13 protein-coding genes and 3 tRNA genes are annotated in these 16,697 nt (G+C 64.5%); 15 read left to right on the top strand and 1 reads right to left on the bottom strand.

All coding sequences use genetic code 11. The features are described from left to right. Positions 1-182 precede the first annotated feature (182 nt). The 3 genes from JOH52_RS18560 to JOH52_RS18550 all read left to right on the top strand — a co-directional run bounded on the left by JOH52_RS18560 (position 183) and on the right by JOH52_RS18550 (position 5,423). Positions 183-1,475 carry a metallophosphoesterase family protein gene (locus JOH52_RS18560; RefSeq protein ID WP_014529747.1) on the top strand — a complete coding sequence of 431 codons (1,293 nt, stop codon included), beginning with the start codon at positions 183-185 and terminating at the stop codon, positions 1,473-1,475. Continuing rightward, complete coding sequence (locus JOH52_RS18555; protein ID WP_010969143.1) at positions 1,475-4,936, top strand: ATP-binding protein; 3,462 nt, start codon at positions 1,475-1,477, stop codon at positions 4,934-4,936. The genes JOH52_RS18560 and JOH52_RS18555 overlap by 1 nt, the downstream gene beginning before the upstream one ends. An 88-nt stretch (positions 4,937-5,024) precedes the next feature. Continuing rightward, the gene (locus JOH52_RS18550; protein WP_014529746.1) at positions 5,025-5,423 is read left to right on the top strand and encodes a (R)-mandelonitrile lyase; all 399 of its coding nucleotides are present in this window, start codon (positions 5,025-5,027) and stop codon (positions 5,421-5,423) included. Between the two features lie 974 nt (positions 5,424-6,397). Here the strand turns inward: JOH52_RS18550 and JOH52_RS18545 are convergent. Then, a tRNA-Val gene (locus tag JOH52_RS18545) sits at positions 6,398-6,473 on the bottom strand. Between the two features lie 445 nt (positions 6,474-6,918). Between JOH52_RS18545 and JOH52_RS18540 the strand changes: the two genes are divergently transcribed. The 12 genes from JOH52_RS18540 (at position 6,919) to nuoH (ending at position 16,662) form a co-directional block, all read left to right on the top strand. Further along, positions 6,919-6,995, top strand: a tRNA-Asp gene (locus JOH52_RS18540). Between the two features lie 69 nt (positions 6,996-7,064). Next, positions 7,065-7,141, top strand: a tRNA-Asp gene (locus JOH52_RS18535). A 302-nt stretch (positions 7,142-7,443) separates the two neighbouring features. Beyond that, positions 7,444-7,809 carry an NADH-quinone oxidoreductase subunit A gene (locus JOH52_RS18530; RefSeq protein ID WP_003531826.1) on the top strand — a complete coding sequence of 122 codons (366 nt, stop codon included), beginning with the start codon at positions 7,444-7,446 and terminating at the stop codon, positions 7,807-7,809. Next, positions 7,800-8,378 carry a NuoB/complex I 20 kDa subunit family protein gene (locus JOH52_RS18525; protein WP_003531828.1) on the top strand — a complete coding sequence of 193 codons (579 nt, stop codon included), beginning with the start codon at positions 7,800-7,802 and terminating at the stop codon, positions 8,376-8,378. The genes JOH52_RS18530 and JOH52_RS18525 overlap by 10 nt, the downstream gene beginning before the upstream one ends. A gap of 17 nt (positions 8,379-8,395) precedes the next feature. Beyond that, positions 8,396-9,001: an NADH-quinone oxidoreductase subunit C gene (locus JOH52_RS18520; RefSeq protein WP_014529726.1), complete on the top strand. Its 606-nt coding sequence runs from the start codon at positions 8,396-8,398 to the stop codon at positions 8,999-9,001. 56 nt (positions 9,002-9,057) lie between these two features. After that, complete coding sequence (locus tag JOH52_RS18515; RefSeq protein WP_003531832.1) at positions 9,058-10,248, top strand: NADH-quinone oxidoreductase subunit D; 1,191 nt, start codon at positions 9,058-9,060, stop codon at positions 10,246-10,248. Next, entirely contained in the window at positions 10,248-10,502 is a 255-nt protein-coding gene (locus tag JOH52_RS18510; protein ID WP_003531834.1) for a hypothetical protein, read from the top strand. Before JOH52_RS18515 ends, JOH52_RS18510 begins: the two co-directional genes overlap by 1 nt. A 16-nt stretch (positions 10,503-10,518) precedes the next feature. After that, a complete protein-coding gene (gene nuoE / locus JOH52_RS18505; RefSeq protein ID WP_010969146.1) occupies positions 10,519-11,346 on the top strand; it encodes an NADH-quinone oxidoreductase subunit NuoE in 828 nt (275 codons plus the stop codon). Positions 11,347-11,360: 14 nt separating this feature from the next. Further along, on the top strand, positions 11,361-12,665 hold the full coding sequence (nuoF, locus tag JOH52_RS18500; RefSeq protein ID WP_003531839.1) for an NADH-quinone oxidoreductase subunit NuoF: 1,305 nt from the start codon (positions 11,361-11,363) through the stop codon (positions 12,663-12,665). A 6-nt stretch (positions 12,666-12,671) separates the two neighbouring features. Next, a complete protein-coding gene (locus JOH52_RS18495) occupies positions 12,672-13,316 on the top strand; it encodes an NADH ubiquinone oxidoreductase (protein ID WP_010969147.1) in 645 nt (214 codons plus the stop codon). 200 nt (positions 13,317-13,516) lie between these two features. Further along, positions 13,517-15,598, top strand: a complete 2,082-nt coding sequence (nuoG, locus tag JOH52_RS18490) for an NADH-quinone oxidoreductase subunit NuoG (protein ID WP_010969148.1) — start codon at positions 13,517-13,519, stop codon at positions 15,596-15,598. Between the two features lie 20 nt (positions 15,599-15,618). Then, positions 15,619-16,662, top strand: coding sequence for an NADH-quinone oxidoreductase subunit NuoH (gene nuoH, locus JOH52_RS18485; RefSeq protein ID WP_003531848.1), 1,044 nt, complete (start codon positions 15,619-15,621; stop codon positions 16,660-16,662). Positions 16,663-16,697: the final 35 nt, after the last annotated feature.

Below are 16,697 nucleotides of genomic sequence, written 5' to 3'. Positions count from 1 at the left end.
GTCGACCAAAACCACCTCAAACTTGGGAATGACCGCCGGCTGTAAGAAACGCTTCCTGCTCGCGATGCCTTTGTTTGTGAAGCGAAGAGTTGCCGGCAGTTGGCGTTGCGATGCTGCTCGCATTCAAGCATTCCGTGGATACCCGGTCCCGCGGCCATTGACGAAAGCGGCGGCGCCGGGCCATGGTCCGCCCGGCCATGCCCTTCCGATTTGTTCACACCGCAGACCTCCATCTCGATTCGCCCTTGCGCAGCCTGGCGCTCCGGAATGCGGAGCTTGCCGGCCTCGTTCGAAGCGCGACGCGCAATGCGCTCGTCCGCATCGTCGATCTCTGCATTGCCGAAAGCGTCGATGCGCTTTTGATCGCCGGCGATCTCTATGACGGCAGCCAGACTTCAATGAACACGGCGCTCTTCCTGGCGGGCGAGCTTCGGCGGCTCGACGAGGCCGGCATCCGGACGTTCATCATTCGCGGCAATCACGATTCCCAGTCGCAGGTGACGCGCGAACTCACCCTGCCGCCTTCGGTGCATGTATTTGCCGGCCGGAGCAGGGCGGTTCATGTCAAGACGCTTGCGAACGGCCGCACGGTGCACGTCCACGGCGTGAGCTTTGCCGACCCCCACGCGCCGGAAAGCCTGTTGCCCCAGTTCCATCCGCCGGTCGCCGGCGGCATCAATATCGGCATGCTGCATACCAGCCTCTCCGGATCGGCGGCCCACGACCCCTACGCGCCCTGCAGCGTCGCCGAGCTTCAGCGGCACGGTTTCGATTATTGGGCCCTCGGCCATGTCCACCAGCGGCAGGTGCACTGCGAGAAGCCCTTCATCGTCATGCCCGGCATGCCGCAGGGCCGAGACATCAACGAAGCGGGGACGAAGGGCGTCACGGTCGTGACGATCGACGATGAAGGGCTGGTTACGCTGGATGAACGGCCGACCGGCACCGCCGCGTTCGAGCGGCACGAGATCGACGTGAGCGGGATTGCGGACTGGCGCGACATGCTGGATGCGGTGACCAGTGAATTGATCCTCCTTCGAAAGAACATGGCGGCGGACAATCTGATCCTGCGCTTGACGCTGACCGGCGCGACGCCGCTTGCCTGGCGCCTCAGGCGCGACGCGGATCTCCTGGAGGCGGAGATCGTCAACATCGCGGCCGGGATCGGCGGATGCTGGATCGAGAACACGGAAATGAGCTGCCAGGCAACCGGCAATGCGGAGCAAAATGCGGCCGATCCGGTCGGCGAACTGGCGGCACTCGTCGAAAACGACGTTCTGCCCTCCTTCGGCTTTCGCGCCGAACTGAGCGGCATTGCCAAGGAGCTCCTGCAGCAATTGCCGCCTGAACTCAGGCAAGTGCTGGCGGGCGACGAAGAGGCGCTGGAGCGGCTGGCGCTGGAGGCAGCGCTTGCGGGGAGTGCGGATGTGCTGGCGCATCTTCACGGCCGTGCCGGCGCCGGAGGCACCGACTGATGCGGCTTCAGCGACTGGAGCTCGTCCGCTACGGCAAATTCACGGAGCGGCATCTCGATTTCGGCGAGGCGAAGCTGGGCGAGCCGGATTTTCACCTCATCTACGGCCCGAACGAAGCCGGCAAGTCGACCCTCTTCTCCGGCTTCCTCGACCTCATCTTCGGCATAGAACGTTCGAGCCCTTACGGCTTCCTGCATCCCTATCAGGCGATGCGGATCGGCGGCATCGTCGCGGCCGGTAACCGCCTGCATCACGCCTACCGCATCAAGCGCAACGCCAACAGCCTGATCGGCCCCGACGAGCAGCCGCTGCCCGACGGCCTGTTTTCCACAGCCCTCGGCTCAATCGACCGGGCAACCTACAGCACGATGTTCTCGCTCGACGACGACAGCATCGAAGAGGGCGGGGAAGCCATCCTGAAGAGCGAGGGCGAACTCGGGTCCCTTCTGTTTTCCGCGAGTTCCGGTCTGCCGGACAGCACCGCCGTGCTTGCCGTGCTTCGAGCCGAAGCGGATTCCTTCTTCCGCCCGCAGGCGCGCAAGCACCAGCTTGCCGAACTGAAGGCTGAGCTCGATGCGCTGAAGGCGGAGCGGAACGAGATAGACGTGAATGCACGCGAATATGCAGCACTCCGCAAGGCCCTGGCGAGCATGCGCGCACGCCACGAGGCGGCGGCGAGGCTGCGCAGCGAGTTGCGCGCCGACCGGGACCGGATGCGCGCTCAGCGCGACGCCGTGCCGCTTCTCGCGCGGCTTCGCGGCGCAAGGCAGGAGCTTGCCGGGCGGGACCCGTTGCCGGTGCCGCCGGCGGAGTGGCAGGAGGAGTTGCCGGTTCTTCGCCGGCGCGATGCGGAAATCGCCGCGGGGCTCCGACAATTGCACGAGGAACTCACCCGGCGGCGCGAAGAGCTTGCGGCGCTGCCTCGGGACGAGCAGGCGCTCGCGATCGCGGAACGGTTCGGGGCACTGCGGGAAACCGCCCTCGAAGCCCGCTATCTGACGGCCGACCGCGACATGCCGGCGCGTCTGGAGGAACTTGCGAAGACGGCCGCCGAGATCGATGCCTGCCTCGTCCGCCTCGGCGAGGCGGACAATCCCGATCTCGCCTCGCTCCTGCTGCCGGCGGCGCGCGCCGTCCGCCTGCAGGATCTGGTGCGCCGGCATGCAAGCCTTTCGGAGAGGCTTGCGTCGGCGCGCGAGGAGACGGAAACCGCCGAAGGGAACCACGGCGACGCCGAGCGCGAAGTCGCCCGGCTGAAGGAGGGGGCGGCCGACCCGGCGTTCCTCGCCGAACGCGTGCATCTCCTCCGGCAGAGCGATTGCCTGTTGCGCCAGCAGTCGTCGGCAAGAGAGATCGACCGGCTCGAGGCGGCGATTTGCGACAGACTGGATGAATTGCGGCCCTTCGCCGGTACGATCGACGATCTGGCCGCGCTTCCCGCTCCGGCACCGGCCGTCGTGGAAGCGTGGCGGGCCGAGGACCACGCCGAGGCGGAGCGGCGCTTGCGCCTCGCCGACAGGATCGCCGATGAAAGCGAGCGCCAGGCCGGAGACGAGGCGCGCCTTGCCGCCATTGCGGCCAATGGCGGCGTCGTGGATGACGCGGCCGTTTGCGAACTGAGGCGGCGCCGCGATACAGCCTGGCAGCGGCATCGTGCCGGTCTCGGCGAGCAGACGGCGATCGCATTCGAGACCGCACTGAACGAGCATGATGCAATCACGGCGCTTCGGCTTGCCCAGGCGGAGCGCGTGGCCGAGATACGCAGCCTGACGCTTGCCGTCACCGAGCGGCGCGCCCGCCTGCAGTCGCTGGACGCGCAAAGGAAAGCCGCGGAGGAGCAGCGGCAGAGGCTCAGCGCCGAAATCGGCACCACCGCACGCGCCTGTGGCTTGCCTTGCATAACGGGGCTGCCGCAATTGGAGGCCTGGCTTGCGGCCCGCGCATCCGCGCTCGAATTGCGCGGCGAACTGCGCACCGCGCTGAAGGAGCGCGACCGGGCGGTCGCCGAAGAGAAGGCGGCGGTCTGCAGCCTTCGGGCGGAGCTGGCGCGGCTCGGGATCACCGATGCGCTGCCGGAGCGGCTCGACGCCTTGCTCGCGGTGGCGGAACTTGTCTCCTCCCGCGCCGAGGCCGCATCCGCGGCCTACCGGAATGCCGTGGCGCAGTTCCAACGTGCCTCGGAGGCGCTCGAAAAGCGGCGGACCGTTTTTGCGGCCGCGGAGGCTGCGATGGCGTCCTGGTGCGGGGAATGGGATGAGGCGCTCGCCGGCACATGGCTTTCCCGGCAGGTGGAGCGGCCGCAGCAGCAGGAAATCGGCCCCGTGCTCGCCGTGCTTCAGGACCTCGACAAGCTGATGCAGAAGAAGGCGGAGCTCGACCATCGCGTGGCGGGCATGCGCAGGGATCAGGCGGCCTTCACTGAAAGCGTCGTGGGCCTGGCCGCGGTACTGGGCGAAGCACAGGCCGGCGATGTCCTCACGCTCTTTTGCGCGGTGCGCGATCGCGTTGCCGCCGCACTTCAGAAGGAGGAGCGCCGCCTGGCGCTTCAGGGCAATATCGAGCGCATGGAGGAGAGCCTCGACTCGCTGCGCGCCGAGGAGCGGCTCCACGCCGCCAACAGGCGAAGGGTCCTCGACTTCTTCGACTGCGGGACTCTCGACGAAGCGGCCGCCTGCCTGGAAGCCGCCCGCGAAGAGCAGCGGCTGCGGCAGAGATGCTCGGAAATGGAAAGCGATCTGGCTGCGCGGCTCGGCGTCGCGACCGCCGCCGAGGCCGAAGCGCTTCTCGCCGACCTCGACGACCGGGAGCTCGGCCTGGAACTCGCGCGGCTGGAGGAGGCGATCGACGCGGCCGACCGGGATGTCGGCGAGCTGCACGCCGATGTCAGGACCCGGGAGAGGGCGCTTGCCGCCGTCGAGGGCGGCGACCGGGTGGCGGAAGTCGAACAGCGGCGCCGCACGCTGCTTCTCGACATCGAGAGCAAGGCGATCGGCTATCTCCGGCTGCGTGCGGGCGTGATCGCCGCCGAACAGGCGCTCAGGCTGTTTCGCGAGCGCCACCGTAGCGCCATGATGCAGCGCGCCTCGCGAACTTTCATGCATATCAGCGGCGGCGAATATTCCGGTCTCTCGACGCAAGCCGACAAGGGCCAGGAATTCCTCATCGCCAATACCGCCGCCGGCGGATCGAAGCTCGCCCGCGATCTTTCCAAGGGCACGCGCTTCCAGCTCTATCTCGCGCTCAGGATCGCCGGCTACCACGAGGTCGCGGCGACGCGGGAAACGCTGCCCTTCATCGCCGACGACATCATGGAAACCTTCGACGACGGCCGCGCCGGCCGCGCCTTCGAGCTGATGGCGGAAATGGCCGATGTCGGGCAGGTGATCTATCTGACCCACCACGAGCATCTTTGCGACATTGCGCGGAGCGCCTGCCCGGGCGTGACGATCCACCGGTTGTAGCCGCTTGCCGGAAGGAGGTAAGCTGCATGCGCCTTGGCCCTGCATCACCCGTCGGCTGGCCCGGCGAAGTCCCTCAAAGGAGGCACCAATGGAAATCTTCGAATGCGGATCGAGACCCTCGGCGCGCGGCCCGGCCGAATATTTCACCGGCTCCGTGCGCGTGGACCCAGCCTTCGAGGCGCCGTCACCCGCACGGGTACGCGGCGCGACCGTGACCTTCGAGCCCGGCGCACGCACCGCCTGGCACACGCACCCGCTCGGCCAGACCCTGATCGTCACCGCAGGCCGCGGCCTTGCGCAGAGCTGGGGCGGGGAACTGCGCGAGATCCGCGCCGGCGACGTCGTCTGGTTCCCGCCGGGAGAAAAGCACTGGCATGGCGCCGCGTCCGAGACCGGCATGACGCACATCGCGATTCAGGAAGCGTTCGACGGCAAGGTGGTGGACTGGCTCGAGCATGTGACGGAGGAGCAGTATCGGGGCGGGTAGGGGTCGTGCGTGACGATGTCGAAGGCCCCGGGCTTTTCCACGCTTATGGCGGGAGGGGTAACGGAGCTGCTGCGCCGGGTGTTTTCGATTCGTGGCAGCCCTTCATCCCGCTGCCGCGACCTTCTCCCCGTATGACGGGGAGAAGGGGCAAGCCTCGGGCCCGCCGCTCCCCCGTAAGCGGCTGAGGGCAGAGCCACGCCGCGAGTCCCCTTCGCCCCGCTTGCGGGGAGAAGGTGGCCGGCAGGCCGGATGAGGGGCGGGTAGCGGATTATTCGGTCGTACGTGACGATGTCGAAGGTCCCAGAGCTTATCCACGCTTATGGCGGGAGGGGTAACGGAGCTGCTGCGCCGGGTGTTTCTGGCAGCCCCTCATCCCGCTGCCGCGACCTTCTCCCCGTATGACGGGGAGAAGGGGCAAGCCTCGGGCCCGCCGCTCCCCCGTAAGCGGCTGAGGGCAGAGCCACGCCGCGAGTCCCCTTCGCCCCGCTCGCGGGGAGAAGGTGGCCGGCAGGCCGGATGAGGGGCGACGAAACCAGCCCTATCCGTTGTCTCCCGGCAGGTCACCGCTCGCCCATCGCCTGCGAGTTTTTCAGCCCAAGGACTTGGGCTGGCTGGATTCCTGTGACAAGCACAGGAATGAGGGAGTGGGGGTTGCGGGGCTACATCAACGTTCACCTGGGGATACGCGCGCAGTCTCCTGACTTCCGTACGGCCTACGGGAGGTGCTCTGAGGACGGCACCCTCTCCTCCTCATCCCTGTGCTCGTCACAGGGATCCAGCAGCGCCGCGTCTGCGGCGCTGAAGAGTCTATTCGCCCAAGGACTTGGGCAGGCTGGATTCCTGTGGCAGGCACAGGAATGACGGTCGGAGGGCGTGCGCTACGCAGACAGCGCGGCGTCCGGCATCGCTGCGGCTTCAAAAAGAGACGACTCGCGAGAGCCGCCTGCGCAAACATTGCCTGTCATATGGAAAAATGGTGGGCGATGAGAGACTCGAACTCCCGACATCCTCGGTGTAAACGAGGCGCTCTACCAACTGAGCTAATCGCCCTCTCGCGTTGCCGGACAAGTGTCCGCCGCGTCGGTGGGCGTGATCTATGCGTAACCGGCGAAAACCGCAAGAGCGTTCGAGCGATTTTTTCGAATTTTTTATCGCGGGCCGGGGCGCCCGTTATGAAGCCTGTGGACAAATAGGGCGGCGACGAGCGGCAGTTATCGAGGCAGGCGGCGCATTGTTGGTCGCTCCGCTGGGCCCGCATATATATATAAGGAGGGCGAGCCCCCGAGGGGGTGAACGGGTGCTCACCTTTGGAGCGTGCTTCCACAGGCGGCCAAATCCTTCCGAAAAGACATGCTGTGGACCAAAAAACGTTCCGTCACGGATTTGTTTTCAATCGCGCTTGACACCCCAAAGCGAACCGCTTAGTTAGCCGCTCATCGAACGGCAAGGCCGCTTCGGGCAGGGGCGCGCGAGCGCGTCTGGAACGTCAAGAGATGCGGGTGTAGCTCAGTCGGTTAGAGTGCCGGCCTGTCACGCCGGAGGTCGCGGGTTCGAGCCCCGTCACTCGCGCCACTCTTGAAAGACTGCGGCATTCTCAAAAAGTGCCGATGATGAGATAATGGTCAGCGATGGCCATAATGCGCGGGTGTAGCTCAGTCGGTTAGAGTGCCGGCCTGTCACGCCGGAGGTCGCGGGTTCGAGCCCCGTCACTCGCGCCATTCTCTTCTCAAGTGGCCGTCTCCCTTTTTCGGTACTTCCTTTTTTTGCATTGCGGCAAAGTGTCTCGCCGCGGAATTCCTGGCGCCGGGAGGCCCGGTTTCCCGCGATTGCGCGCATTGCCCCGCATCCCGCGGTGGGCGCATGTCCGCTATGCGCCGCGAACCGGTTTAAATGCCCCTTCGAGGCTTGCGCCCGGGCGCCGGCTGCGCTAACCACTCTGGCGTTGCAACATGCTTTTCGGCCTGCGGCATTCTTCGTTGAAGCGCTTTCATGGCGCCCTCCGCAGGCAGGGACGGATAAAATGACAGAACTTCTCGGTTCCTACGTACCGATCGCGATTTTCATTGGGATCGCGCTGGTGATCGGCCTCGCACTTCTGGTCGCTCCTTTCGCCGTCGCCTTCAAGGCGCCTGATTCGGAAAAACTGTCGGCTTACGAGTGCGGCTTCAATGCGTTCGACGACGCCCGCATGAAGTTCGACGTCCGCTTCTATCTCGTGTCGATCCTTTTCATCATCTTCGATCTCGAAGTCGCCTTCCTCTTCCCCTGGGCGGTTTCGTTCAAGGAGATGGGCTGGTTCGGCTTCTGGTCGATGATGGTCTTCCTTCTGGTCCTGACGGTCGGCTTTATCTATGAATGGAAGAAGGGAGCGCTGGAATGGAATTAGCATCCGGCACCACGCTCGTTGCGCCGCAGCCCAAGGGGATCCTCGATCCCGCGACCGGCAAGCCGATCGGCAGCAATGACGCTTTCTTCGGCGAGATCAACAACGAGCTCGCCGACAAGGGCTTTCTCGTCACCTCGACCGACGAGCTGATCAACTGGGCCCGAACCGGTTCGCTGATGTGGATGACTTTCGGTCTCGCCTGCTGCGCGGTCGAGATGATGCAGATGTCGATGCCGCGTTACGATGCCGAACGCTTCGGTTTTGCGCCGCGCGCCTCGCCGCGTCAGTCCGACGTCATGATCGTCGCCGGCACGCTCACCAACAAGATGGCGCCCGCGCTGCGCAAGGTCTACGACCAGATGCCCGAGCCGCGTTACGTGATCTCGATGGGCTCCTGCGCCAATGGCGGCGGCTACTACCACTATTCCTATTCGGTTGTGCGCGGCTGCGACCGCGTCGTGCCCGTCGACATCTATGTGCCTGGCTGTCCTCCCACGGCAGAAGCGCTGCTTTACGGCGTGCTTCTGCTGCAGAAGAAGATCCGCCGGACCGGCACGATCGAGCGCTAAGGGCAGGGGAACTTAAGATGAGTGAAGCCCTGAACGAGCTTGCCTCCTATCTCCGCGAGGCGCGTGGCGCGCTGATCACCGATGCGGAGGTCAAATACGGCGAACTGACGGTGACGGCGAAAGCCGAGAACCTCATCGCGCTCCTGACTTTCCTGCGCGACGACGTCCAGTGTGGTTTCGTCAGCTTCATCGATGTCTGCGGGGTCGATTATCCGCAGCGCCCGGACCGCTTCGATGTCGTCTATCATCTTCTCTCGCCGCGCCAGAACCAGCGCGTCCGCGTGAAGGTTGCGACCGGCGAGAACGACCCCGTCCCGTCGGCGACGTCAGTCTTCCCCGGCGCCGATTGGTTCGAGCGCGAAGCCTACGACATGTATGGCATCCTCTTCACCGGTCACCCGGATCTGAGGCGCATCCTAACGGACTACGGCTTCGAAGGCTATCCGCTGCGCAAGGACTTCCCGCTGACCGGTTTCGTCGAGGTGCGTTACGACAACGAAGCCAAGCGCGTCGTCTACGAACCCGTCGAGCTGAAGCAGGAATTCCGCAATTTCGACTTTCTTTCGCCCTGGGAAGGCACGGAATACGTGCTGCCCGGCGACGAAAAGGCGAGACCACGCTGAATTAAGTCGGCCCGCGGCAGTCCGCGAAGGACGCCACCCGGCCTGGAGCAATCGGTATGACCGAACATAACGTCCGCAACTTCAACATCAACTTCGGCCCGCAGCATCCGGCGGCGCACGGCGTTCTGCGTCTGGTGCTGGAGCTTGACGGCGAGATCGTCGAGCGCGTCGATCCGCATATCGGCCTCCTGCATCGCGGCACGGAGAAGCTGATCGAGGCCAAGACCTATCTGCAGGCGATACCCTATTTCGACCGGCTCGACTATGTCGCGCCGATGAACCAGGAGCACGCCTTCGCGCTTGCGGTCGAAAGATTGACCGGTACGCAAGTGCCGATCCGCGGTCAGCTGATCCGCGTTCTCTATTCCGAGATCGGCCGTATCCTGTCGCATCTCCTCAACGTGACGACTCAGGCCATGGACGTCGGCGCGCTCACGCCGCCGCTCTGGGGCTTCGAGGAGCGCGAGAAGCTGATGGTCTTCTACGAGCGGGCCTGCGGCGCGCGCATGCACGCGGCCTATTTCCGTCCGGGCGGCGTACATCAGGACCTGCCGCACCAACTGGTCGAAGACATCGGCAACTGGATCGACCCGTTCCTGAAGACCGTCGACGATATCGACGAGCTTCTGACCGGCAACCGCATCTTCAAGCAGCGCAACGTCGATATCGGCGTCGTCAGCCTCGAAGACGCCTGGGCCTGGGGTTTCTCGGGCGTGATGGTGCGCGGCTCGGGTGCGGCCTGGGACCTGCGCCGTTCGCAGCCCTATGAATGCTATTCCGACCTGGAGTTCGACATTCCGATCGGCAAGAACGGCGACTGCTTCGACCGCTATCTCATCCGCATGATCGAAATGCGCCAGTCGGCGCGCATCATGCGCCAGTGCGTCGATCGCCTGCTCGGCGATGCCAAGATCGGTCCGGTCTCCTCGCTCGACGGCAAGATCGTGCCGCCGAAGCGCGGCGAGATGAAGCGGTCGATGGAGGCGCTGATCCATCACTTCAAGCTCTATACCGAGGGCTATCACGTGCCCGCCGGCGAGGTCTACGCCGCGGTCGAGGCGCCCAAGGGCGAGTTCGGCGTCTATCTGGTCTCCGACGGCACCAACAAGCCGTATCGCTGCAAGATCCGCGCTCCGGGTTACGCGCATCTTCAGGCGATGGACTTCCTCTGTCGCGGACACCAGCTTGCCGATGTTTCGGCCGTGCTGGGCTCCCTCGATATCGTTTTCGGCGAGGTGGATCGCTGATGCGTCTGGTGCCGCTCGTCGCTGTCGGACTTCTTGCGCTCGCCTCCGGGGCTTCGGCCCAGGAAGACGTCGGCAGCGAGTCGTCCGCTGCGCTCAGGGGCGGCAGCATGTCGGCGCTCCTGTCGAGGGGCTACGAGATCAAGGCAGCCGTCAACAACGGCGCGCGCTACATCGTGTTTTTGCAGAAAGACCAGTCAGCCTATGCCTGCGAATTTGTCTCGCTGACGAAATCGCGGTGCGGTTCGATTAACTGATAAGGTGTCCACTAGAATGTCCGTTCGTCGACTAGCCGAAGACACAGTCCAGCCAGCGGCCTTCGCGTTCAGCAAGGAAAATGCTGCCTGGGCCGAGGCAACGATCAAGAAATATCCCGAAGGCCGCGAGCAGTCGGCGGTCATTCCCCTGCTGATGCGCGCTCAGGAGCAGGATGGCTGGGTGACGAGGGCGGCGATCGAGTCGGTCGCCGACATGCTCGGCATGGCCTATATCCGCGTCCTCGAAGTCGCTACCTTCTATACGCAATTCCAGCTGCAGCCGGTCGGAACGCGTGCCCATGTCCAGGTCTGCGGCACCACGCCCTGCATGCTGCGCGGCGCCGAAGACCTGATCAAGATCTGCAAGAAGAAGATCGCCAGCGAACCGTTCACCCTCAATGAGGGCGGCACGCTTTCCTGGGAAGAGGTCGAATGTCAGGGCGCCTGCGTCAACGCGCCGATGGTCATGATCTTCAAGGACACGTTCGAGGATCTGACGCCGGAGCGGCTCGAGGAGATCATCGACCGCTTCGAGGCCGGCAAAGGGTCGGAAGTCGTTCCGGGCCCGCAGATCGACCGCGTCTATTCAGCGCCGATCGGCGGCCTGACGACGTTGCAGGCGCCGGAGCCGGTCGAAGAGAAGAAATCGGTCCGCGCGAGCAAGGCGAAGGACGAACAGGCGGTGAGCGTGCCTCCGTCGAATGCGGCAAAGCCGTCGACCGCGACGGACGTCACCAACCCGACCTTGAAGACGCCGGCCACCGCCAGGAAGGCGGCGGCGAAGAACGTCAAGATCGAGGGCGAAACGGTCGATAAGTCGAAGCCCGCGAAGAAGCCGCGGTGAAGAGGTGATACCCCATGCTTAGAGATGAAGATCGCATCTTTACCAACATCTACGGCCTCAAGGACAAGTCGCTGAGGGGCGCGATGGCGCGCGGCCATTGGGACGGCACGAAGCAGTTCCTCGAAAAGGGCCGCGACTGGATCATCAACGAGGTGAAGGCCTCCGGCCTTCGCGGCCGCGGCGGCGCCGGCTTCCCGACCGGTCTCAAATGGTCCTTCATGCCGAAGGAAAGCGACGGGCGCCCCCATTATCTCGTCGTCAATGCCGACGAGTCCGAACCCGGTACCTGCAAGGACCGCGACATCATGCGCCACGATCCGCACACGCTGATCGAAGGCTGCGTGATTGCGAGCTTCGCCATGGGTGCGCATGCCGCCTATATCTACGTCCGCGGCGAGTTCATCCGCGAGCGTGAAGCGCTGCAGGCGGCGATCGACGAATGCTATGAATACGGCCTGCTCGGCAAGAACAACAAGCTCGGCTACGACATCGACATTTACGTGCATCACGGTGCCGGCGCCTATATCTGCGGCGAGGAGACGGCGCTGCTCGAAAGCCTCGAAGGCAAGAAAGGCCAGCCGCGCCTGAAGCCGCCTTTCCCGGCGAATATGGGCCTTTATGGCTGCCCGACGACGGTCAACAATGTCGAGTCGATTGCGGTGACGCCGACCATCCTGCGCCGCGGCGCCGGCTGGTACACGAGCTTCGGCCGCCCCAACAACCACGGCACCAAGCTCTATTCGGTTTCCGGCCACGTCAATCGCCCTTGCACGGTCGAGGACGCGATGTCGATCCCGTTCCATGAGCTGATCGAGAAGCACTGCGGCGGCATTCGCGGCGGCTGGGACAATCTGCTGGCGGTCATCCCCGGCGGCTCTTCGGTCCCCTGCGTGCCCGGCGCGCAGATGAAGGACGCGATCATGGACTATGACGGCCTGCGCGAGCTCGGCTCGGGCCTCGGCACGGCTGCCGTCATCGTCATGGACAAGTCGACCGACATCATCAAGGCGATCTGGCGGCTGTCGGCCTTCTACAAGCACGAGAGCTGCGGCCAGTGCACGCCCTGCCGCGAAGGCACCGGTTGGATGATGCGCGTCATGGAGCGCATGGTGCAGGGCCGCGCCCAGAAGCGCGAGATCGACATGCTCTTCGACGTGACGAAGCAGGTCGAGGGCCACACGATCTGCGCGCTCGGCGATGCGGCGGCATGGCCGATCCAGGGCCTTATCAAGCATTTCCGTCCGGAAATGGAGAAGCGGATCGACGAATACACGCGCAATGCGACCTCGCATGGCGCCGTGCTGGAGGCGGCGGAGTAAGAAACCATGGCTGGGGCACGCAAGGACGGACAGGAGAGGACAGCCGCGAGCGCGGCCGGTCCATTCGCATGGCCTCAGGGCGCCGACCCGGCCGATCCGTTCGGCATGGGCGAATGGATGAAGAACCTGTCGAACGCCGGCTTGCCGAGCGTCGGATTGCATCCGTTGATGGCGCATCCGGCGGCGGCCGTTGCAGCGGCGACGGCTCTCGGCTTCGGTCTGTCCAGTCACATCGCCGGCATGATGTTCGGCGCGATGCAGGGGGCGGCCAGCACGCTGCAGAAAAGCGTTGCCGCGCCCGATCAGGCGGAGGTCTCCAAGCCTGCTCCGGTCGCAAGGCCGCAAAAGGCGGCGCAGGCGCGGAAAGCTCCGGTCTCCGCGGGCGAGACGCCCAAATCGCGCAGGCCCGTCAAGCGGGCTGCGGCACCGGCGGCAAGCCTCGCAAACGACGACCTGAAGCGTATCTCCGGCATCGGCCCCAAGCTCGAGCAGGTGCTGAACGGTAGGGGCATTTTCCGCTTCGCCGACATCGCCGCCCTGAGCAGGGCCGACGTGGAGCGACTGGATAGCGAACTCGGCCTTGCCGGCCGCGTGGTCCGCGACGATTGGATCGGGCAGGCAAAGGCGCTGACGGGAGCGCGAGAGAAATAACGTGACGACCCGTGCGGTCGTCACGGCAAGCGGCGAGACCGTGAAGGAATTGTCCGTCGCCTACTGCATGTTTCCTTTAATCGCAGCCGGTTAAAGGAAACATGCAGCAAACCAAAGTGCTGCAGCGACCCTTGCGCGCCTGACAAGACGCGCGGCGCTGTAGAAGAGCAGACGGACTGAAGACAGGATTGAGTACGAAGATGGCAAAGCTGAAAGTCGACGGAAAAGAGATCGAGGTCCCGGATCATTTCACGCTGCTTCAGGCATGCGAGGAGGCCGGCGCCGAGGTCCCGCGCTTCTGTTTCCATGAGCGGCTTTCGGTTGCCGGCAACTGCCGCATGTGTCTGATCGAGGTCAAGGGCGGACCCCCGAAGCCGGCGGCTTCCTGCGCCATGGGCGTGCGCGACCTTCGTCCCGGCCCGAACGGCGAGGTGCCGGAAGTCTTCACGACCACGCCGATGGTCAAGAAGGCGCGCGAAGGCGTCATGGAGTTCCTGCTCATCAATCACCCGCTCGACTGCCCGATCTGCGACCAGGGCGGCGAGTGCGACCTGCAGGACCAGGCGATGGCCTTCGGCATCGACAGCTCGCGCTATCAGGAAAACAAGCGCGCGGTCGAGGACAAATATATCGGTCCGCTCGTCAAGACGGTGATGAACCGCTGCATTCACTGCACGCGCTGCGTCCGCTTCACGACGGAAGTCGCCGGCATCGCCGAACTCGGCCTGATCGGCCGCGGCGAGGATGCCGAGATCACCACCTATCTCGAACAGGCGATGACCTCAGAACTGCAGGGCAACGTCGTCGACCTGTGCCCGGTCGGCGCGCTGACCTCCAAGCCCTTCTCCTTCACCGCGCGCCCGTGGGAGCTCGGCAAGACGGAATCGATCGATGTCATGGACGCGGTCGGCTCGGCCATCCGCGTCGATACGCGCGGCCGCGAAGTCATGCGGATCATGCCGCGCGTCAACGAGGAGATCAACGAAGAGTGGATCTCCGACAAGACGCGCTTCATATGGGACGGGCTGAAGACGCAGCGCCTGGACCGCCCTTATGTCAAGAAGGATGGACGCCTGCAGCCGGCAAGTTGGGGCGAAGCCTTCCAGGCGATCAAGACTGCCGTTGCCGGCACGTCCGGCGACAGGATCGGCGCGGTCGCCGGCGATCTCGCCTCGGTCGAGGAAATGTATGCGCTGAAGGAGCTCGTCTCCTCGCTCGGCTCCGGGAACCTCGACTGCCGGCAGGACGGCGCAGCGCTCGATCCGTCGTTCGGCCGTTCGAGCTACATCTTCAACCCGACGATCCAGGGTATCGAAAGCGCCGATGCGCTGCTTATCATCGGCTCGAATCCGCGCTTCGAAGCGTCGGTCCTCAATGCCCGGATTCGCAAGCGCTACCGCATGGCCAACTTCCCCATCGGTGTGATCGGCGAGGCGGGTGAGCTGCGTTACGAATACGAATATCTGGGTGCGGGTACCGACACGCTCGCCGAACTCGTTTCCGGCAAAGGGACGTTCTTCGCGACGTTGGAAAAGGCCGCGCGTCCGCTGATCATCGTCGGCCAGGGGGCCCTGGCAGGGGAGGGCGGTGCGGCCGTTCTCGCCAATGCGGCGAAGCTCGCCGTTGCCGTTGGCGCGGTGAACGCCGAGTGGAACGGTTTTGCCGTGCTTCACAGCGCGGCCGCCCGCGTCGGCGGTCTCGATCTCGGCTTCGTTCCCGGTCAGGGCGGCAAGTCGGCGGGCGAAATGGTCGACGCCATGGATGTCCTTTTCCTGCTGGGTGCCGACGAAATCGATCTCTCGGCCAGGAAGGCCGGCTTCACCGTTTACATCGGCTCGCACGGCGACAACGGCGCGCATGCGGCGGATGTCATTCTTCCCGCCGCGACCTACACGGAAAAGTCCGGCACCTGGGTCAATACCGAAGGGCGTGTCCAGATGGGCAACCGCGCCGCTTTCGCACCGGGTGAAGCCCGCGAGGACTGGGCGATCATCCGCGCGCTTTCCGACGTGCTCGGCAGGAAGCTGCCTTTCGATTCCCTCGGCGAATTGCGCGCGAAGCTCTATGCGGCCCATCCGCATTTCGCCGCAGTCGACGAGATCGCCGCCGGCAGCAGCGACGAAATTGCCGCACTTGCGCAAAAAGCCGGTGCGATGGCGAAATCCGTGTTTGCGTCTCCGGTCAAAGACTTCTATTTGACGAACCCGATAGCGCGCGCATCCGCCGTCATGGCCGAATGCTCGGCCTTGGCGCGCAACAATTTCAAAGCTGCCGCGGAATGAGCGCGAGGGAATAGAGCATCATGGACGCTTTCTTTTCGACCTATGTCTGGCCCACGGCCATCATGATCGGCCAGTCGCTCCTGCTTCTGGTCGCGCTGCTGCTTTTCATCGCCTATGTCCTGCTCGCCGACCGGAAGATCTGGGCGGCCGTGCAGCTTCGCCGCGGCCCTAACGTCGTCGGCCCCTTTGGGCTGTTCCAGTCCTTCGCCGACCTTTTGAAATTCGTCTTCAAGGAGCCGGTCATCCCGGCCGGCGCCAACAAGACGATCTTTCTGCTCGCGCCGCTCGTTTCCGTGACGCTGGCGCTCGCCGCCTGGGCGGTCATTCCGCTCAATGCGAACTGGGTGATCGCGAACATCAATGTCGGCATCCTCTTCGTCTTCGCCATATCTTCTCTCGAGGTTTATGGCATCATCATGGGCGGCTGGGCGTCCAACTCGAAATATCCCTTCCTTGGTGCATTGCGCTCCGCGGCGCAGATGGTGTCCTACGAGGTCTCGATCGGCTTCGTCATCGTCACTGTGCTGCTCTGCGTCGGCTCGCTCAATCTGACGGACATCGTAAACGCGCAGAACGACGGTCTCGGCACCATGCTCGGCCTGCCTGCCTCGTTCCTCGACTGGCACTGGCTGTCGCTCTTCCCGATGTTCATCATCTTCTTCATCTCGGCGCTCGCCGAGACGAACCGTCCGCCCTTCGACCTTCCGGAAGCCGAATCGGAACTCGTCGCCGGCTTCATGGTCGAATACGGCTCGACCCCGTACATGATGTTCATGCTCGGTGAATACGCGGCGATCTGCCTGATGTGCGCGCTGACGACGATCCTGTTCCTCGGCGGCTGGCTGCCTCCGGTCGATATCTGGCTCCTGAACTGGGTCCCGGGCATCATCTGGTTCGTGCTGAAGGCGTCGCTGGTGTTCTTCATGTTCGCCATGGTGAAAGCCTTCGTCCCGCGCTACCGCTACGACCAGCTGATGCGCCTCGGCTGGAAGGTCTTCCTGCCGCTTTCGCTGGCGATGGTCGTCATCGTCGCATTCGTTCTGAAGCTGACGGGCTGGGCATGATGGCCGCTCAAGCTTCGCTGCATACCGCCGGTTTC

The organism is Sinorhizobium meliloti (assembly GCF_017876815.1).
GTDB classification, from domain to species: domain Bacteria; phylum Pseudomonadota; class Alphaproteobacteria; order Rhizobiales; family Rhizobiaceae; genus Sinorhizobium; species Sinorhizobium meliloti.
The sequence above is the reverse complement of the archived record's forward strand: the minus strand, read 5'-3'. Positions and strand labels throughout refer to the sequence as shown.